Origin of the sequence: Paraburkholderia flagellata, assembly GCF_021390645.1 — a bacterium.
Taxonomy (GTDB): Bacteria; Pseudomonadota; Gammaproteobacteria; order Burkholderiales; family Burkholderiaceae; genus Paraburkholderia; species Paraburkholderia flagellata.
The window spans coordinates 807,754-826,776 of sequence record NZ_JAJEJT010000003.1; the positions used below are offsets into that span (position 1 = coordinate 807,754).

At 64.6% G+C, this 19,023-nt stretch carries 19 protein-coding genes; 5 read left to right on the plus strand and 14 right to left on the minus strand.

Annotated elements, in window-relative coordinates; all coding sequences use genetic code 11:
* Window positions 1-12: 12 nt before the first annotated feature.
* From L0U83_RS27295 to L0U83_RS27340, 10 genes are all read right to left on the minus strand, one after another.
* Window positions 13-438, minus strand: a complete 426-nt coding sequence (locus tag L0U83_RS27295) for an ExbD/TolR family protein (RefSeq protein WP_233887266.1) — start codon at window positions 436-438, stop codon at window positions 13-15.
* Complete coding sequence (locus L0U83_RS27300; protein ID WP_233887267.1) at window positions 435-1,133, minus strand: MotA/TolQ/ExbB proton channel family protein; 699 nt, start codon at window positions 1,131-1,133, stop codon at window positions 435-437. The genes L0U83_RS27295 and L0U83_RS27300 overlap by 4 nt, the downstream gene beginning before the upstream one ends.
* A gap of 13 nt (window positions 1,134-1,146) precedes the next feature.
* Entirely contained in the window at window positions 1,147-1,902 is a 756-nt protein-coding gene (locus L0U83_RS27305; protein ID WP_233887268.1) for an energy transducer TonB, read from the minus strand.
* Between the two features lie 13 nt (window positions 1,903-1,915).
* Window positions 1,916-3,034: a pyrroloquinoline quinone biosynthesis protein PqqE gene (gene pqqE / locus L0U83_RS27310; RefSeq protein ID WP_233887269.1), complete on the minus strand. Its 1,119-nt coding sequence runs from the start codon at window positions 3,032-3,034 to the stop codon at window positions 1,916-1,918.
* A 1-nt stretch (window position 3,035) separates the two neighbouring features.
* Window positions 3,036-3,323: a pyrroloquinoline quinone biosynthesis peptide chaperone PqqD gene (pqqD, locus tag L0U83_RS27315; RefSeq protein ID WP_233887270.1), complete on the minus strand. Its 288-nt coding sequence runs from the start codon at window positions 3,321-3,323 to the stop codon at window positions 3,036-3,038.
* Complete coding sequence (gene pqqC, locus L0U83_RS27320; RefSeq protein WP_233887271.1) at window positions 3,320-4,039, minus strand: pyrroloquinoline-quinone synthase PqqC; 720 nt, start codon at window positions 4,037-4,039, stop codon at window positions 3,320-3,322. The genes pqqD and pqqC overlap by 4 nt, the downstream gene beginning before the upstream one ends.
* Window positions 4,040-4,041: 2 nt before the next feature.
* Window positions 4,042-4,965, minus strand: a complete 924-nt coding sequence (gene pqqB, locus L0U83_RS27325) for a pyrroloquinoline quinone biosynthesis protein PqqB (RefSeq protein WP_233887272.1) — start codon at window positions 4,963-4,965, stop codon at window positions 4,042-4,044.
* A 66-nt stretch (window positions 4,966-5,031) separates the two neighbouring features.
* Complete coding sequence (gene pqqA, locus L0U83_RS27330) at window positions 5,032-5,106, minus strand: pyrroloquinoline quinone precursor peptide PqqA (RefSeq protein WP_006410019.1); 75 nt, start codon at window positions 5,104-5,106, stop codon at window positions 5,032-5,034.
* Window positions 5,107-5,332: 226 nt separating this feature from the next.
* The gene (locus tag L0U83_RS27335; protein WP_233887273.1) at window positions 5,333-7,321 is read right to left on the minus strand and encodes a sigma-54-dependent Fis family transcriptional regulator; all 1,989 of its coding nucleotides are present in this window, start codon (window positions 7,319-7,321) and stop codon (window positions 5,333-5,335) included.
* Window positions 7,322-7,600: 279 nt separating this feature from the next.
* Entirely contained in the window at window positions 7,601-9,898 is a 2,298-nt protein-coding gene (locus tag L0U83_RS27340; RefSeq protein ID WP_267939522.1) for a TonB-dependent receptor, read from the minus strand.
* 427 nt (window positions 9,899-10,325) lie between these two features.
* Between L0U83_RS27340 and L0U83_RS27345 the strand changes: the two genes are divergently transcribed.
* The 3 genes from L0U83_RS27345 to L0U83_RS27355 all read left to right on the plus strand — a co-directional run bounded on the left by L0U83_RS27345 (window position 10,326) and on the right by L0U83_RS27355 (window position 13,692).
* Complete coding sequence (locus tag L0U83_RS27345) at window positions 10,326-12,053, plus strand: methanol/ethanol family PQQ-dependent dehydrogenase (protein WP_233887274.1); 1,728 nt, start codon at window positions 10,326-10,328, stop codon at window positions 12,051-12,053.
* 84 nt (window positions 12,054-12,137) lie between these two features.
* On the plus strand, window positions 12,138-13,358 hold the full coding sequence (locus L0U83_RS27350) for a c-type cytochrome (protein ID WP_233887275.1): 1,221 nt from the start codon (window positions 12,138-12,140) through the stop codon (window positions 13,356-13,358).
* 19 nt (window positions 13,359-13,377) lie between these two features.
* Window positions 13,378-13,692, plus strand: coding sequence for a high-potential iron-sulfur protein (locus L0U83_RS27355; protein ID WP_233887276.1), 315 nt, complete (start codon window positions 13,378-13,380; stop codon window positions 13,690-13,692).
* A gap of 20 nt (window positions 13,693-13,712) precedes the next feature.
* Here L0U83_RS27355 and L0U83_RS27360 read toward each other — a convergent pair whose 3' ends face one another.
* Window positions 13,713-14,015 carry an SDR family oxidoreductase gene (locus L0U83_RS27360; protein ID WP_308445080.1) on the minus strand — a complete coding sequence of 101 codons (303 nt, stop codon included), beginning with the start codon at window positions 14,013-14,015 and terminating at the stop codon, window positions 13,713-13,715.
* Between L0U83_RS27360 and L0U83_RS27365 the strand changes: the two genes are divergently transcribed.
* The gene (locus L0U83_RS27365; protein WP_233887278.1) at window positions 13,990-14,727 is read left to right on the plus strand and encodes a metallophosphoesterase family protein; all 738 of its coding nucleotides are present in this window, start codon (window positions 13,990-13,992) and stop codon (window positions 14,725-14,727) included. The genes L0U83_RS27360 and L0U83_RS27365 overlap by 26 nt on opposite strands.
* 34 nt (window positions 14,728-14,761) lie before the next feature.
* Here L0U83_RS27365 and L0U83_RS27370 read toward each other — a convergent pair whose 3' ends face one another.
* The 3 genes from L0U83_RS27370 to L0U83_RS27380 all read right to left on the minus strand — a co-directional run bounded on the left by L0U83_RS27370 (window position 14,762) and on the right by L0U83_RS27380 (window position 17,992).
* Window positions 14,762-15,751: a zinc-dependent alcohol dehydrogenase family protein gene (locus L0U83_RS27370; RefSeq protein ID WP_233887279.1), complete on the minus strand. Its 990-nt coding sequence runs from the start codon at window positions 15,749-15,751 to the stop codon at window positions 14,762-14,764.
* Window positions 15,752-15,792: 41 nt separating this feature from the next.
* A complete protein-coding gene (locus tag L0U83_RS27375; protein ID WP_233887280.1) occupies window positions 15,793-16,908 on the minus strand; it encodes an alkene reductase in 1,116 nt (371 codons plus the stop codon).
* Between the two features lie 202 nt (window positions 16,909-17,110).
* On the minus strand, window positions 17,111-17,992 hold the full coding sequence (locus L0U83_RS27380; protein WP_233887281.1) for a LysR family transcriptional regulator: 882 nt from the start codon (window positions 17,990-17,992) through the stop codon (window positions 17,111-17,113).
* Window positions 17,993-18,196: 204 nt separating this feature from the next.
* Here L0U83_RS27380 and L0U83_RS27385 point away from each other — a divergent pair, with 204 nt between their 5' ends.
* The gene (locus L0U83_RS27385; RefSeq protein ID WP_233887282.1) at window positions 18,197-18,943 is read left to right on the plus strand and encodes an SDR family NAD(P)-dependent oxidoreductase; all 747 of its coding nucleotides are present in this window, start codon (window positions 18,197-18,199) and stop codon (window positions 18,941-18,943) included.
* Window positions 18,944-19,023 lie beyond the last annotated feature (80 nt).

Below are 19,023 nucleotides of genomic sequence, written 5' to 3' on the forward strand. Positions count from 1 at the left end.
GTCGCTGGCCATTCAGTCGTGTCGCGGCGCATCCGGCTCGGTCACGAAACCGACCTTTGCCAGTCCCGCGGCACTCGCGGCCGAGAGCAGCTTCGCCACACGCCCGTACGGCGTCGCGCGATCGGCCGAGAGACGGATTTCGGGCTGCGGCGTAAGCCGCGCGGCGGCGGCCAGCCGCGCAGATAAGCTGGCCTCCTGAACAGGCTGCGCGTTCCAGCTCATGTGGCCGAGCGCATCGACGACGATATCGACGTGCGGTGCGGCCAGGTCCTCGCGCTGACTGCTCGCGCGCGGCAACGCCAGCTTCGCGGCATGGTGCAGAACGGGCAACGTCACCATGAAGATGACGAGCAGCACGAGCATCACGTCGATTAGCGGCGTCATGTTGATGTCGGCTGCCGGCATCGCTTCGTCGTCCAGATCGCGATCGTCGGTCATACCCGCTCCTTCAGCGTTGCCGCCTGCACTGGTGCGCTACCCGTGAGCAGGAACGCGTGCAGTCCGTATGCGAAGCGGTTGAGCTGCGCGACGATTTCGCGCGAGACACGCGCGAGCGTGTGATAGCCAAGCACGGCGGGAATCGCTACACACAGGCCGAGCGCCGTCATGACGAGCGCCTCGCCAACGGGGCCTGCAACATGTTCGAGACTCGCGTCCCCACTCGCGCCGAGTGCCAGTAGCGCATGGTAGATTCCCCAGACGGTGCCGAGCAGACCGACGAACGGAGCCGTGCTGCCGATCGAGGCAAGCAGCCCGAGACCGCGCTGCAGACGCGTCGAACTGTCGCCCACCGATGCCCTGAGGCTGCGCAGCAGCCACTCGCTCAAATCGACTCGTCCCCGGTGCCCAGCGCCACTCGCCTCGTGGTGCGCGAGCGCGCGCTGGCCCGCGCTGGCCAACTCGAAGAACGGCGTGCCGGGGCGGCCCAAGGCGTCGATGCCATCGTCAGCCGCGCTGGCTTCCCAGAAGCGTCTTTGCGCAGAGCCTGCATGGCGGCGCAGACGCGCGAACTCGAACGCCTTCAATACGATCACCGACCACGACACGACCGACATCGCTACGAGCAGCGCCGCAACGAAGCGCGTCATCGGGTCGCCCTGGGCCCACAGGTGCGTGATTCCATAGGTTGGCATGAGGTCCTCCGTTTCATTCGCTGAGGGTGAAAGTGAACGGCACGTCGGCGCGTGCCGGCGCCGGCTTGCCGTCCTCCACATACGGCTGGCAGCGGCTCGTGAGCGCCGCGTCGCGCGCCGCTTCGTCGAGCCGCGCGAAGCCGCTGGTCGTCGCCACGCGCGCGGCGGCCACATGGCCGTCCGCCGCGGTATCGAGTTCGATGATGGCCGTGCCCGCCTCGGCGCGGCGCAAGGACTGCGCGGGATAGTCGGGCTTCGTGAGCGCGCAATCCAGATGGGCAATGCGGCGTGGCGTGTTGGTGGCGGGCGCCTGTGCGGCGGGCGCGGGTTGCGGTTGCGCTTCTGCTATCCGTTGCGTTGGCGTCGCGGTTTCGTACGCAGCGTGTGTGTCCGGTAGTACCGCTGGCGGCGGCGTCATGGGTGTGAGGTCTTGCGCATGCACGCGGGCCGCTGGACGCGTTCGAACCGGCGGCTCGGGCACATTTCGGACGGCTTGGTGAACAGACCGACTCGGCGACGGCCTTCGCGCAGGTTCTTCGCTCTTGTGCGAGACCAGTGGGATCGGCGCTATCAGCACAGCATCTACGATCTTCATGCGTACCTGCATGGCGTGCGACGCCGGCGCCTCCCACCGCGCCACGGCAATCAGCGCGGCATGCAGCGCAAGCACACCGGCGACCACACCGGCGATCGCGGCGCGCCGCCCAAACGCGAAGTGACCGAACACCGGACCCTCGCCACGATCGATGCGCGCAACGACCGACGTCATTTCGACTCTCCACTCAAAGCGCGAGCGAGTTCTGCTTGCTGCGGAACACAATTGGCCGTTCGTCACTGCGTGTTGGCCGTCTCGCGAATTCCACGGCCTGCACGATGCGCTCGTGATGCGGCGACTTCGCGCACACCGGGTCCGCCGCGGCCGCGTCGCCGGTCAGTAGATAAGCCTGGCACCGGCAGCCGCCATGATCGGCGTGGCGCTCGTCGCAACTGCGGCAGGGCTCGCGCATCCAGCCGTCGCCGCGAAACGCGTTGAACGCTTCGCTCTCGTACCAGATCTGCCGCAGCGGCACGTCGCGCACGTTCGGCAATACGAGGCCCGGCAGCGAACGCGCCGCGTGGCATGGCAACGCCGCGCCGTCTGGCGCCACGCCGAGAAACACGCTTCCCCAGCCGCTCATGCACGCCTTGGGCCGTTGCTCGAAGTAGTCGGGCACGACGAACAGAATGCGACACCGATCGCCGATGCGGGCGCGATACCGGTTCACGGTCTCCTCGGCTTCGCAAAGCTGCTCGGCGGTGGGCATCAACTGATCGCGGTTGAGCATGGCCCAGCCGTAGTACTGCGTGTTTGCAAGCTCCAGATAATCGGCGCCCAGTTCGAGCGCCATGTCGATGATCTGCGCGATGTGCGGCAGATTGAACCGATGCAGCACGCAGTTGAGGACCATGGGATAGCCGTGCGCCTTCACGAGCCGCGCAACGTTGCGCTTAAGCTCGAACGTGCGCGTGCTCGTGAGAAAGTCGTTGAGTTCGCGCGTGGAATCCTGCATCGACACCTGAATATGATCGAGCCCGGCCGCCTTGAGCCGCTCGATGCGCTCGACGTTCAAGCCGACGCCGGACGTAATCAGGTTCGTATAGAAGCCAAGCTGCCGCGCATGGGCGACGAGTTCTTCCAGATCGTCGCGCAGCAGCGGCTCGCCGCCGGAAAAACCGATTTGCGCTGCGCCCAGCTCGCGTGCGGCGCTGATGGTCGCGCGCCATGCTTCGGTATCGAGTTCTTCGCCGTGCCGGGCGAAGTCCACCGGGTTGTAGCAGAACGCGCAATGCAGCGGGCAGCGGTAAGTCAACTCGGCGAGCAGCCAGAGCGGCTTCGCAAGGGGAGCGGTATCGGTTGCCATTTCAGTCGAGCCAGCCGCGCAGCCGCGCGTGATCGAGAAAGCGGTAGACGTCGGGAGCCAGTTCGGAAGTGCTGAACAGGCGCTCCAGTTCGCCAATGATCTCGTCGAGTTCGTGCGCGCCGTCACAACGCGCGAGTATCTCGCCCGCGCTCGAATTGAGCTGCACCATGCCTTCGGGATAGAGCAGCACATACGCGTCCTGGGCCGCCTCCCACTGCAAGCGGTACATGCCGCGCAAACGCGGGCGCAGCGGCACGCCGTTGCCAGCATCGGGGACTATCGGGTTCATATGGGCCATGCCTTTTCGACCGCATCGAGGATCGACCAGAGAATATCGAGCTTGAACTGCAGGATCCCGACCGCACGCTGCTGTTCGTCGGCCGTGCGGAAATGGCTCAGCGTCACTTCGAGCCCGTGTTCGACGTCGCGCTGCGCGAGCGGCACGCGGCTGCGGAAATACTGGAGGCCCTGCGGCTCGATCCACGGGTAATGCGAAGGCCAGCCCGCGAGCCGGTCAAGATGAATCTGCGGCGCGAACATCTCGGTGAGCGACGAGCACACCGCCTCCTGCCACGGTGCACGCCGCGCGAAATTCACGTAGGCGTCGACCGCGAAGCGCACGCCGGGCAACACGAGCCGTTGCGACCACATCGTGTCCCGATCGACGCCGACGGCTTCACCCAGCCGCACCCAGGCTTCGATGCCGCCTTCGTCCTCGCCTTGTCCATCGTGATCGACGAGGCGCTGGATCCAGCGGCGGCGCGTGGCGCGGTCGGGGCAGTTCGAGAGGATCGCTGCGTCCTTGAGCGGGATATTGATCTGATAGTAAAAGCGGTTCGCGACCCACCCGCGGATCTGCGCGGGCGAACAGCGCCCGCCGTTGAGCATCCGGTTGAACGGATGATGGATGTGATAGCGCGATTGGAGCGCGCGAAGGCGCGACTCGAATTCATTCGCACTCCATGGTATTTTGTGCGCCTCTGGCAACGTGAGTGGTGCGTTCATCGTCATACCTGAAACTGCATGCCGTCGTGGGCCACGTCGATACCGTGTGCCCGCAGTTGCGCGTGTTCGACGGAATGCGGGTCGAGAATCGGGTTTGTGTTGTTGATATGCGTAAGCACCTTGCGCGTGCCGCGCGGCAAGGTATCGAGCCAGTCGATCATACCCGGCGTTCCATCCGTTCCGCGCTGCGCGAGATGTCCCATGTCGGCCGCGTGTTTCGTCGAGAAGCCGAGGTCGATCATTTCGGTTGTGGTCCAGAACGTGCCGTCCACGAGCACGAGGTCGGCGTTACGCATGGTGCCGAGTACGTCGGTACTCATCTGCGCGAGACCCGGCGCGTAGAACGCGCGCGTTCCCGTTCCGGCATCTTCGATCAGGAGTGCCACATTGTCTCCCGGCACGGATGCCTCGCGGCGCGGCGAATAAGGCGGCGGCTTGCTCTCCACGGGCATCGCCGTAAAGCGCAGGCCAGCGCAGGCCGCAATCGTGAACGGCTCGCCCGGCGTGATCCCATGCGCGTCCACGCCACAATAGTGGCCGAGCAGCGGCACGAGCGGCAACCCGCTCGACAGATCGTCGAGCACCGGCGCGCAAGCATAGAGCGGCAACGGCGACGTGCGTTCGCGCAGCATCAGGAGGCCCGTTACGTGGTCGATCTGCGCGTCGGTCAGGACGACGGCCGCGAGCGCGCTATCGCGCGTTGCGCGCGCGGGCTGCAGGTCGGGATGCGAGCGCAACTGCGCAAGCAGATCCGGCGACGCGTTGACGAGCACCCAGTCCACGCCGTTGCCGCTCACCGCGATCGACGACTGCGTGCGCGGCAGAACATCCCCGCCCGCCTGCCGCGCGCGGCGGCAATTCGCGCAGTTGCAGTTCCATTGCGGCAGGCCGCCGCCCGCACCTGAACCCAGTATTCTGATCTTCATGATCGTTCTCGCTGCATGCCGCCCGCTTCGCCTTCATGGCCGCGCGGACGGCACACTGCCGTGCGCTCAGCGGTTGGCGATATACATCGTGATTTCGAAGCCGAAACGCAGGTCGGTATAAGCGGGGGTGGTCCACTGCATGACATGTCTCCTTGTTTAAGATTGAGTCGCAATACCGCATCGAATGTGCGGCCAGTCTCTTCAAAGCAAGGGGCATGCCGGAGTGAGCCAGCGCTCGCCCGATGCAGCCAACGCTGCAAAACTGGCAAAGGGTGTTGCGTTTCGGAACACGGGTGCTACAGGATGCAACACCCGTGGGACAGAGGAAGATAAAGGGAGTGACGAGGCGGCGCGCGCAAATAGCGCTTCAAGCGTCGCCCGAGCCGCGGCACGGATCGGCAGCGGGCATCTTGCGATAGATGGTGTTGCGCGACACGCCCAGGGCCCGCGCCGCTGCCGACACGTTGCCGCCATGGCGCGCGAGCGTGGCCGCAATCGTCGACGCGGTCACGTCTTCGAGACGGGCGTCCTCCCGCACCAAAAGGTCCGCAGGCGCAGGCGTCGTGGGTAAAGCATGCGGTTCGCCCCGGCAGCGCAGATCGTCGAAGAAGTCGTCGGGCAGGTGCTCGCGCCGGATCTGGCCGTCCTCGTCGACCATGGCCGCGGCCGTGCGCAGCAGGTTGCCGAGTTGCCGGAAGTTGCCGGGCCACGCGCAGCGTTCGAACAGCGCCATCACGTCCGGCGCGACGCTGAGCGGCTCCCGGTTCGCACGCCCGTGCGATTCGCGGTGCAAGAGCTTCTGGATCACGACCGCGAGATCAGTGCGGTCGCGCAACGGCGGCAAGCGGACCACGAGGCCATTGAGCCGGTAATAAAGGTCTTCACGGAAGCGGTTCTGGGCGATCATCTCGCGCAAATCGCGGTGCGTCGCGCAGATAATCGCGATATCGACGGGAATCGTCTTCGTCGAACCGAGCGGATTGACCATGCGCTCCTGCAGCACGCGCAAGAGACGCACTTGCAGCGGATACGGCATGTCGCCGATCTCGTCGAGAAACAGCGTGCCGCCGTTCGCCTGCAACAGCTTGCCCACCGCACCCTTGCGCCGCGCGCCGGTAAACGCACCCTCCTCGTAGCCGAACAACTCCGATTCAATCAGCGTTTCCGGAATCGACGCGCAATTCACAGCCACGAACGGCTGATCGCGTCGCGGCGAATCATTGTGAATGGCCTGCGCGAGCAGTTCCTTGCCCGTGCCGGTTTCCCCGGTGACGAGAACCGGAATGTCCTTGCCGATCACCTTGCGCACCTTCGCGATCACGAGCGCCACTTGCGGATCGCCCGTATCGAGGTAACTCAGGCGCGAGAGCCCCATGGATGGCGGCTGCGCCATCGCACAGGCGGACGGCGGCGCGCAAGCGTCATGCACCACGACGGGCCGGGTGCCTTCGGCCAGCGTTGCGCGCCTGAACTGCACTCGCGCGCAAACCACCGCACCGTTGACCAGATTGAGCATGACGTGCGACTCCAGGCCCGCGCGCATCCGGTCTATGAGTTGCGCGCTCGTGGTCTGGAACAGCGACGACAGCGTATGGGCACGCAGCGCGGCGAGCGAAAGACCGAGCTGGAACTGCGCGCTACGGTTCGCCGAAAGGAAGCGCCCGTCGCTCGTGAACGCGGCGATGCCCTCCATGAGCGTGCCGAGAAATTCGGGGCGGCCATGAAACGAGACCTGCAGCGTTTCCTGAAACGTCGTCGCAAACAAATGATTCTCGATCATCTGCACGGACATGCGCGCGAGCGCCATGGTGTGCTGGTGATAGCTGCGGTGGTCGCCCGTCACGTCCAGCACGCCGATCACGTCGCCGTACGGATCGAAGATCGGTACGCTCGAGCAGGTGAGAAAGCGGTTCGCCGCGAGGTAATGCTGATCGCCGTGCACGACCATCGCACAGCCCTCGGCGAGCGCAGTGCCAATCGCGTTGGTGCCCTGGCGGTCTTCCGCCCAGTTCGCGCCGGGCCGCAGCGCGACCTTTTCGGCGCGCTGGAGGAAGTCGTCGTCGCCGATCGAATGCAGGATCAGCCCTTCGGCGTTGGTCAGCACGATCATGCTTTGCGTGTTGACGATCTGCTCGTGCAGCGTCTCCATCACTGGCGTGGCGTGCATGCACAGCACGCGGTTCTGCTCGCGCTTTAGCTCGAGTCCCGCGCCCGAAAGCACATCGTAATCGGGTCTCGCCGTCGCGCGCAGACCGAATGTCTCCGATCGTTCGTGCGCTTTCTGAATGGCTGGCGCGGGCCAGCCATTGGACACCAGGACCGCTTGCCCCGCGGCCATATGTACGTCGTCGCGCATGCTCTCCTCCACGATTGGCCGGTACCTTGCCGGACACTTTGGTATTTCTCGGTGTCCTCTATTAGCAAGCTCCGGGCCATCCGGCCATCGATTCGAGCCGGGCGGTTTGCGCCGAATGCGCACGCGACGCGCAACACGCTATGTAAGCGAACCGTATGCAAAGCAGCACGCGTTCATCGCGACACGTGACGCAGCGATTCGCCAGACTGTGTATTACCCCAAATCGCCCGCGTGGAGGAATGCGGACTCACCCCGATACGTGCATGCAGTACCCTCCGCTCAATCCCACGCGTAATGGAGGCCCACCCAAAAACCGCGCGGCGCGCCTGGTCCGACGAATTGCTCGTTGACGGGATTCGCGCCGTCGAACGTGTGGCCGGGGCCGTTGAAGAAGTTCCGGCCCAGCACGCCGAAGCTCGCATAGCGTTTGTCGAACAGGTTCGTCACGTTCGCGAAGATCTCCAGCCGCTTCGTGACGTGATAGCGCGTGTCGAGATCCACGAGCACATAGCCCGCGATCTTTCCGTTGGTGTCCTGATTATTTTCATCGCCTTGCGCATACACGCCGCTGCGCCATGTGATGTTCGTGCCGATGCTCCACTTCGCCGTGGCCGCGTAGTCGAGCCGCAGCTTGACGGCATGCGCCGGAATGCCGGGCACGTGGTCACCCGGCCGCACAGTCACGACGCCGTTCGCATCCGCTGAGGAATTCGCCGGGCTTTGCTCGGTCCACGTCGAGCGGTAGGTCGCGTCCACATAGCTGTAGTTCAGACCAATGCCAACGGGGCCGAACACCGTGTGCCCCGCGAGTTCGACACCCTGACGGCGCGTCTTGCCGACGTTCTGAAAATAGCCCTGCGTGCTGCCCGCCGCGCTCACGAACTCGATGTCGTTGGAGAGCGTGGTGCTGAATGCGGCGGCGCTCCACGTTGTCGACGCGCCAATATGGCCGCGCGCGCCTGCCTCGAAGGTCTTCGAGACCACGGGCTGCAACGCCGGATCGGCCACGAAGTCGTTCGGCAGTGAGCATGGCGCTGCTGGGTCCGCGCACGCCAGCTCGATTGCAGTGGGCGCGCGCATGCCTTCGTTGTAGGCCGCGTAGACGGTGACGGCTGGCAGCGGATTCCAGTTCAGCCCCACGGCGGGATTGAAGCGCGAGAACGTGTGATAGCCGTCGAGCAGCGGCTGCGCGCCGCTCTCGTCGGCAATGCGGGCGCTCGCCCAGTCATAGCGTCCCGAAAGCGTGAGCGTCCATTGCGGCGTGAACGTAAGCGTTTCGTTCAGATAGACGCCATAGTTCGCGTTGCGCGTTTTTGCATCGGTCTGCTGAACGAAATCGCCGATGCCGACCGTCGCGCGGTCGGGGGTGAACGAGGCGTCCTGCGAAGACGAAACGTAGTGCGAGTTCGCGAAGTCCGCCGCCACGCCCGCAACGAGCTGGCTCCCAATGCCGCCCAGCTTGCCGAGCAGCGTGAGTTGCAGGCTCGCGCCAAAGCTGTCCGTGGTGACGACGGAATCGACGTTGGTGCCCTCCAGCGTGTCGACGTTGCCGTCTGCATCGATCGAGCCAAAGTCAGTGTTGTTGTTGCTGCTCAGGTTCTCGTTGCGCAGATGGCGATAGTAGGCGTTGCCGCTCAGCTCCACGTTGTCGTTGAAGAAATGGTCGCCCGAGAGCGTGAGGTAGCCTACGCTGTTGCGATTCAGGTCTGGAAACGTATACGCCTGTTTCGGGTCGTCGAGAAACGAGCGCGGAATAGTCTGGCTGCCGTAAAGTTGGTTGTCCGCGCCGCCGCCCGAGATCGAAAGCGTCGTGTCGTCGTCGATATAGCGCAGTTTGCCGAATGCCTGGCGCACGCGGCTCGCGTTGTGATCGGCCCAGCCGTTGTCGTTCGTGACGTTCGCGTTTGCGTAGTAGTCGACGTGCTGTCCAAGCGTGCCGCCCTGCTCGAACTGCGCGCTCTTGCGCCCCCATGAGCCCCCCGAGAGATCGATGTCACCGCCGGGACTCGTGCGTCCGTTCTTCGTCGTGATCGCGATTGCGCCGCCCAGTGTATTGAGCCCGTACACGGGATTCGAGCCTGGAATGAGCTGGATCTTGTCGATTGCCCCGGTCGGTATCAGGTCCCAGTTCACGACGTCGCCAAACGGCTCGTTCACGCGCACGCCGTCGACGAACACCGACAATCCCTGAGGGGTGCCAAGCACTGGCGAAGCCGTGAAGCCGCGATAGTTCAGATTCATCTGGAAAGGATTGCCCTGGGCGTCGGTCACGCTCACACCTGGCAGGTTCGCGGCGAAGAAGTCAGTCAGCGTTTCGCGGTGCTGTGTCGCGATATCCTGCGCGCTCACGGTCTGCACGTTGGCCGGCACCTTCGCGAGCGGCGTGCCGATACCGAGCAGCGGCGTCGTGCCGACCACGACAACGCCTGGCAGAATGAGCGGGCTCGCGGGTTCGCTCTGTTCCTCAGCCGCAGCCACAGCCGGCGAGGATGCACCCGCGCAAAGCGCGCCGAGTGTGAGGCCTGCGCCAAGCACGGCGTATGTGCGCCGGGCGTTCGCCTCCTTCTCTGGAATCAACTTTCGTCTCCGTCTGTTTTATGCGCTCACGCGAGTTGCGCGCCGAAGCGCCAGGCGCAGACCGATGCGCACACAACCGTCTCCTCTTTGCCGTTATCTAGCCAGGAACGTGCCAGCACACTCGGAGATGCCCTTCGCTTTGCCCTGGCCACTGAGGATCCGCGCATACGCGCTTGCCGCGAGCCGCCCCACTGTCACGTTCGCCAACACTTTTCGACGCGGCATGTACCGGAATGCAACACATCGGCCACACGCGAGGCACCTCGCCGATGAGCCGATCAACGGGCTGCATCGCCCGTCACACAACGCTCCGCGGCGAATGGCATACGACTTGCGTGAATGGCTGCGCACCCGGACCGGCCCCATCCTCGCGCATCCAGCCTGACCGCTTCCCGGCCGTGCATCGACAAATATTCAGGAGACGAAGATGAAGAGACGCTCGGCTGCGGCAAGCCGGCTTGCGACCTGCGCAATGGCCATCGCGGCAGCGATGTCCCTGAACGCCGGCCCCGTGGATGCCGCCTCGGACTATCCGCCCGTGACCTACGACCGCCTGACCCGCGCGCAAAGCGACCCAGGCTGGCTCACGTACTACCGGAGCTACAACGGCCAGTCGCATTCGCCGCTCAAGCAGATCGACGCGTCGAATGTCGGCGAGTTGAAACAGGCGTGGAGCTACCAGTTTCCCGCCGAGCTGAAACAGGGCTTCGAGGCGACGCCTATCGTCAACGGCGACTATCTCTTCGTCAGCACGCCGAAAGATAATGTCTACGCCTTCGATGCGAAGACGGGCACGCAACTCTGGAAATACGAACCGAAGCTCGGCGCTGAGTCGTTCAAGACCGCGTGCTGCGACGTGGTGAACCGTGGTGTCGCGCTCTACGGCAAGAACGTCTATATCGCCATGCTGAGCGGTGAAATCGCAGCGCTGGACGCGAAGACCGGCAACGTGGTCTGGAAGAAGCAGATGTTCGAACCGGGCCTGGGCTACGCGTTCTCGCTCGCGCCACTTGCGCTCGACGGCTCGATCGTCGTGGGCACCTCGGGCGGCGAGTACGGCATACGCGGCTACATCGCCGCGCTGAGCCCCGACGACGGCGCGATCGTGTGGAAGCGCTACACCATTCCTGGCTCCGGCGAAAAAGGCTCGGAAACCTGGCCCGACGGCATGCAGGCGCACGGCGGCGGCGCCGCATGGCTCACCGGCACCTATGATGCCGCGAGCCGCACGCTCTACTGGGGCGTCGGCAACCCCGGCCCCTGGCTCGCCGCACTGCGTCCCGGCGATAATCTGTACTCCGATTCGCTTCTCGCGCTCGACCCGAAGAACGGCAAGCTCAAGTGGCATTACCAGTACACGAGCAATGACACGTGGGACTATGACGGCGTCAATACGCCGATCCTCGCAACTATCCAGTACAAGGGCAAGGATTACGACGCCATCATCCACGCCGACCGCAACGGCTTCTTCCACGCTATCGACCGGCAAACGGGCAAGCTGATCTATGCGGAGCCGTTCGTAAAAGCGACCTCCGTGACCGGCTACACGGACGACGGCAAGCCGGTTCAGGACCCGTCGAAATATCCGAAAGCCGGCACGACCATCGACACGTGCCCGAGTTTCCTTGGCGGCAAGAACTGGTGGTCGGTGTCCTACGATCCGGAGCGGCACATTGCCGTGGTGCCCGCGCTGCACGCGTGCATGAGTCTCTCGGGCAAGTCGGTGAGCTATATGGAAGGTCTGCCCTATCTTGGCGAAGGCTTCGAAATCAAGCCTGAACCGGGCAGCGAAGGCTATGGCGAACTGCAGGCCATCGACGTGAACACCGGCAAGAAGCTCTGGGGCCACTGGAGCAAGATGCCCTGGAACGGCGGCGTGGCGACCACGGCAAGCGGACTCGCGTTCAGCGGCTCGCTCGACGGCCATCTCTATGCGTTCGACGTCGCCACAGGCAAGGTGCTCTGGGAAAGCCCGCAACTCGCAAGCGGCATCGTCGCGCAGCCTTCCGTGTTCGAAGTTGACGGCAAGGAGTACGTGGCCGTGCTTGCCGGCTACGGCGGCGCGAATCCGATCTGGGGCGGCCCGATGGCCGATGTGGCGAAGGATGTCCCGCGCGGCGGCACGCTCTACGTGTTCGCACTGGACCGGGGCTGAACCGAGCCTCCCGCTTCTCGCCTTCCGCCGCACGCGCACGCCACCCGGGCGTGTGCGGCCCCGCCTTCACTGGAACGTACGATCATGAATATCCGGATCACCTATCTCGCCGTGGCCGCCGCGCTCGCGGCAGGCGGCGCGCACACCAGCGTACATGCCGCGACGAATGCCGTGCGCGTTTGCACGCTGCCAGGGAGCCCCACGGCTGTGCTCGACCAGACCGTCGCGCGCGCCGTGCTGAAAACCGCTGGCGTGGCCGCCACGTTCGTCACGCGCGGCATCGACGACGATGGCGGCGACGACGGCATCTCGGCGCGCGAACTCGCCAGCGCGCTGGGCCGCGACTGCGACCTCGTCGCCGGTTTCCCGCGCTCGAGCGTCGCCGACGCATCGGGCTCGCAGATGATCTTTTCGCAGAGCTATCTACGCTCCGGCTATGTGAGCGTCACGTTACGCCACGCACGCGCCGCCGCACCCGCTGCCGACGGCAAGGAAACGGTCGCGGCAACCTGGTCCAGCCCTTCGCAACTCATCGCCGTGCAGCAGAAGAACGCGCGATTCGACCTGGAAAACACCTCCGAGCTGACCGTCGACGCAGTCGCAAAAGGGCGAGCGCAGCGCGCAATCGTCTGGTATCCGGCCGTCGTGGCCTACCAGCGCGCGCATCCACAGCATCAATTCGCGGTTGCGGCGACGTCGTCGCCGTATGCCGACTGGCATCTCGTGTTCGCTTCAGGATCTGACATGCGTGCGCTGCAAACGCGCATCGACGACGCCCTTGCGCGCATGAATGACGACGGCCGCCTCGCCGCACTCACGCGCGGCTGGACGCTGCCGGATGGCGCTGCGAGCGAGGCGCGTTCGAATGCGTCGCATCTCGATGGCATGAAGACCTCATATCAACGTGCCACGATGCATACGGCAGCCGCGATCATCAAGGTCTCCGCAACGACCGGCGGCAACGCGCCCGCATTCGACCACGATCAGGTCGAACACGGCCAGCATCTTTATTCGGAATCCTGTGCGAAATGCCACGGCGCGCAACTCGAAGGCATCACCGCGCCCGCGCTGAGCGGACCGGCCTTCGCGCCCGCGGCGAATTCGCATCTGACGATCGGCGGCATCTACCAGTATATGTCGACCAATATGCCAGCCGATCGCCCCGGCAAGATGACCGATCAGGAGTACGCAGATTTGATGGCCTTCCTGCTCTACACGAACGGCTATGACACAGGCAACGCGAAGCTCACTTCCGAAGCCGCTCAAACGTCGACCACGCCGCTCAACGCCGGCCCGCGACACTAACACGACCCAGGAAACCAGCATGAACACCCGCAATCGCAGAACCTTCATCCTTCACGCGGCCGGTCTTTGCGCAGCGCTTGTCACGGCCGGGCGCGCACTCGCCACACCTGGCCTCGTCGACGAGAGCGACACCACCGCGAAGTCGCTAGGCTACCGCGCCAAGGCCAGCAGCGTAGACGCAGGCAAGTTTCCGAAGTACGCAGCGGGTCAGCGCTGCGCGAGTTGCCGCTTCTATGCGGGCGCGGCGGGCGACGCCGCAGGCGCATGCCCGATGTTCCCCGGCAAGGCGGTTGCCGCCGATGGCTGGTGCAACGTCTACGCCCCGCGCGCCTGAGCGTATGCCAATACGCGCGCTCACAGCGCCATGCCGCCGTCGATGGTGAGGCTCCGCCCCGTCGTATAGCCGGACTCCTTGCGCGCGAGCCACGCAACGAGCCCGGCGATCTCATCCGGGTCCGCCGCGCGCTTGAGCGGAATGAGCGGCTTGATCGCCTCGACGTGGCCGGCGGTCATGTCCGTGATCGTCGGACCCGGCTGAATGTTGTTCACCGTGATCGGCCGTGGACACCGGACGACGAATCGTCCAGAATCGCCCAATTCACGACTTTCGCGGCCAGCCTGGGTTCGCACCATGAAAATCGCGGCACTTTCCGACATTCACGGCAATTTGGCCGCTCTCGAAGCGGTGCTCGACGATATCGAACGGCAAGGAGCGGATGTCATCGTCAATCTTGGCGACATCCTTTCCGGCCCGCTTTATCCGTCGCAAACGGCGGACCGGTTGATGCAGCTCCGCTTGCCCACGATTCGCGGCAACCACGAAAGACAGCTTCTTGGGGCGGATCGCACTCGCATGGGACTATCGGACCGCTTCGCGCGTGAGGCGCTGAGTGAAGAACACCTGGCGTGGGTCAGCGCATTGCCTGCCACGCTATGGCTCGAAAGCGATGTGCTGCTCGTGCACGGCACGCCGCAGGACGATCTCTCCTATTTCCTCGAAACCGTCACCGCGGATGGGTGCCGCACCGCTACGCATGGCGAGGTCAGACGCCGCGCAGCCGAGGTCGAGGCAACGTTGATTCTGTGTGGCCATACGCATCTCGCGCGTTCGATGCAACTCGCAGACGGCCGCTTCATCGTGAACCCCGGCAGTGTCGGTCTGCCCGCGTACGAGGACACGCACCCCTTTGCGCATCGCATGGAAACGGGTACGCCACATGCCCGCTATGCGAGCGTCACGCGAAGCCCGCGCGGCTGGGAGGTGGAGTTTCGCGCCGTGGAATACGACTGGCACGCAGCCGCCGAACTCGCTGCCGCCAATGGCCGGCCCGACTGGGAAGCGGCGCTGCGCACCGGCTTTTGCTCATAGCAATTGCCGGTGTCGAGCGCCGCGTAACGGCCTGCTACACCGTAACCACGATCTTGCCGAACTGCCCGTTGGTTTCGAGGTAGCGGTGCGCATCCACAATGTCATCGAACGCATAGGTACGGTCGATAATGGGCTTGAGCGCGCCGCTTTCGAGTCCCTTGAGCACGTATTCCACCGCGGCCTTCCGGCGTTCAGCGTCGCCGCTGGTGAGCCAGATGTTGTGGGCCTTCACGCTGACGACCTTCGCGATCATCTCCAGCACGGGTAGTGTCGTGGCGCGTTCATCGAGCGCGCCGTAGAGAAACGCGATCCCCTGGAAAGACAGCGCCGAGATCAGTTTCGCGAAGTTCGGGCCGCCGACCGGATCGAAAGCGACGCGAGCCCCTTTTCCGCCGGTGATGCGCATGATCTCTTCAACGAGGTCCGTCTCGTCGGTCACGACCACGTGCGCCGCGCCCGCATCGAGCAACTGCTGTTTCTTGCCGGCGCGGCGCGTGAGCGCGATCGAAGTCGCACCCGCGTAGTTCGCAATCTGGATCGCCGCGAGTCCGACACTGCTCGACGCCGCAGGCACGACGACATAGTCGCCCGCGCCCACCTTCGCATCTTCGATCAGCGCGCCGTAGGCGGTGACGAACATCATCCAGACCGACGCGGCCTCAGCGAACGAAAGTGATTCAGGATGCCTGACGACCGCATACTCCGGCACGACGATGCTTTCCCCGTAGGTGTAGTACTGATTCATCGAGAACGACGGGATCACGTTGACTTTGTCTCCCGGAGCGAAGCCCGTTGCGCCCTCGCCCACGGCGTCGACAATGCCTGCCGCTTCGTACCCGAGGCCCGCTGGAAAGCGGACCGCCTCGATGTACTGGTCGGTGCGCCACATCGATTCCGCGCGATTCAGACCAATGGCTTTCACGTTGATGCGAACTTCGCCGGGGCCGGGGGTACGTACTGATTCGTCCACGAATTTCAGCACTTCCGGGCCACCCGCTTCTGCAAACTTGACAGTCCGTGACATGACTAACTCCTGCTTCGATTGATGATGGAGCAATGAACGACTCACAAGGCCATTTCAGCCTGTGAATTCGACGGATGAACCGGGAAGTCCGAATAGTGCGTTTCGTCGCCGCCCCAGAATGCTGCGCGGACATAGGGCGTAAGCGGCAACTTGTGCTTCAGACGATACGGCAAGTCCGGGTTTGACGAGAAATGCCTGCCGAACGCCACAAGATCCGCGTCACCGGACGCCACGATCGCTTCGGCGCTTTCGCCGTTGAAGCCGCCAGCCGCGATGATCGGACCGGTGAAGTGCTTGCGCAGATACGTCGCTGCGACGGGCGCGTGCCCTTCGTGAAGCGTGTCGTCACCTTTGACGCGCGGCTCGATCACATGGAGGTACGCGATCTTGTATTCATCGAGCACCCGGGCGACGTGGCTGAACGTCGCTTCCGGATTGCTGTCGGAGATGCCGCCCCATTCGCCCGACGGCGAGATGCGTACGCCGACGCGATCCGCGCCCCACACCGAAATCAGCGCTTCGACCGCTTCGCGCAGGAAGCGCACGCGATTTTCGATCGGGCCGCCGTATGCGTCGGTGCGCTGGTTGGTGCCGTCCTGGATGAACTGGTCGACGAGATAACCGTTCGCGCCGTGCAGTTCGACGCCATCGAATCCTGCGTCGAGCGCGCGTTGCGCGGCGACGCGGAATTCCTCGACGATACCGGGAATCTCTTCGAGCCCGAGCGCGCGGTGAGGCGAGACCGGCACGAAGCCGTCTTTCGTCAACGCTACGCCTTCGAAAGGCACGACCGAAGGCGCCACAGGCGCGACGCCGCCCGTCATTTCGACATGGCTTTGACGGCCGCCGTGGATCAGTTGCATGAACACGCGGCCGCCCTTCGCATGAACCGCATCGGCGATGGCTTTCCAGCCCGCGATCTGGCCGTCGTGATAGAAACTCGCCGCACCGAGATACGAGCGGGCAGTCACGGAAATGCTGACGCCTTCAACGATCTCGAGACCGCCAGCGGATGCGCGCTGGCCGTAGAAGTCGGCCATCATCGGGCTCGGAATGTCGCCGGGCTGGATCGTGCGCAGGCGGGTCATCGGCGCCAGCACTACGCGATGCGAAAGGGAATAGGCGCCGAGCTTCGTAGGGGTGAACAGGTGTGCCATGGTCTTTCCTTGAGAGTGACAAAGGGGCCGGCACGCAAGCTGTCGATATCGGCTCCAGGCATGGGAGATACTCGATCCCGCACCATCCTTCAGGAGCCACGCTTCGTCGCGTCGCCGTCTGATGGTCAATCTAGCGATTCGCGGCGCAAAGTAAAAAGACCTTCTGGGAAGGGGGGCATGCCTCGCAGGCATGGCGTGCGAATCAAGGAAGGACGAGTTCGTCGAGCCGTGAAAGAAATAGCCGCAACGTAGGCGACGCGTTGGCGCGGTTGTAGCCCACCACGAGGTCGACCGTCGGGGCCTCGCCGTCCAGCGGCCGGCTCACGACCGACCATGGCAACAGGTTGTTCGCATACTCAGGCATGAGTGCGAGGCCGCGCGTGGACGCCACGAGCGACATGGCCATCGCGAGGTTGTCCACGCGGTGCTCGGTGGCCACCTCCACGCCCTGCGCCTGCAGATAGCCCACGATCACCTCGTGCAGCACGCGCGCCTTGTTGGACGCCATGACGAACGGCTCGCCGGCAATGTCCTGCGCACAGACGGCGGATTTCGCCGTGAGCGGGTGATCGCTAGGCATCAGCACGATGAGCCGCTCGCGGTTCACCACACGGTATTCGAGGTCATAGCCGGGCTCCGCGCGCAGAAAGCCAAGATCGAGCTTGCCGCGTGCGAGCGCGTCGGCCACGTCCGGCGAGTAGTAGCTCGAGACGGTCACGTCGATATTGGGCAGCTCGTCGCGCAGCACGCTCATCGCGCGCGGCAGCCACGTCATTTCCTGGCCCGTGAGAAAGCCCAGCGCGAACACCTTGCGCTCGGGCAGCGCCGCGCGGCGCGCGGCCTCGGCAGCGGCGTCCACCTGTGCGAGCGCGAGCCGCGCATGGTCGAGAAACGCCTTGCCCGCGGTGGTCAGTTCCACACCCCGCGCGCTGCGAATGAACAGCGCCACGCCCACCTGGTCCTCCAGATCGCGGATCTGGCGGCTCAGTGACGGCTGCGACGTGAAAAGCCGCTGCTCCGCGGCCACGGTCAGGCTGCCGGTTTCGGCCACGGCCACGAAATACCGCAGATGCCGCAATTCCATCGCGCTCTCCAGTCTGGCCATGCCTCGCAGGTATGCCGGCAAGCCTACAAAGTCTTTTCCCGCCGCGCAAGCACCCTCTAGAGTTCGGCACATGGCAGCACGTACGGCAGGAATCGAGCAACACCCCGCGCGGGCTGACCGTATCACCTGCCCGAAAGCCATCGCTCGCGGGTATGGCTCTAACCATCGATCAGGAGATTCGTCATGTCCCAGCTCACCGGCAAGACCGCGCTCGTTACGGGCGCCTCGCGCGGCATTGGCCGCGCCATCGCGCTCTCGCTCGCCAGCGCCGGCGCGCAGGTGCTCGTGCACTACGGCAACGCCGAAGATGCCGCCGACGCAGTCGCCGCCGAAATTCGCGCGGCGGGCGGAAAAGCCCAGAAGGTGGGCGCGAACCTGCGCGACGCCGACGGCCCGCATCAACTGGCCAAACGCGTGCGGACGATTGTCGGTGACCGGCTCGATCTCCTCGTCGCCAACGCCGGCATCTCGAAGTCGGCGTCGCTCGAAGACACGACTGTCGAAGACTTCGACGACCTGTTCGCCGTGAACGTGCGTGCCCCGTTCTTTCTGGTTCAGCAGCTTCTACCCACCATGTGCAAGGGCAGCAGCATCGTGCTGCTTTCCTCGCTCGCCGCGCGCACTGCCGTTGGCACAATTTCCGCCTATGCGGCGAGCAAGGGCGCGGTGGATACGCTCGTCGCCCATTTCGCAGCGGCGCTCGGGCCGCGCGGCATCCGCGTGAACGCTGTCGCCCCAGGCGTGGTGGCCACTGACATGTCGAGCTTCACGAAAACCGAAACGGGCCGCGCGACGGCGCTGGGGATGCAGGCGTTCAAGCGCATCGGGCAGCCGGAGGATATCGCCGATGCCGTCACGTTCCTCGCCTCCGACGCGGCGCGCTGGATCACTGGCGACACGCTGCGCGTGGATGGAGGCTCGAAGCTTTGAGACTTCGCTCGAAAATCAGCGCACCAAACAACGATCGCGTCTGCCTTTTGTAGAGATTTGTACAGATTTGTACAACGTCT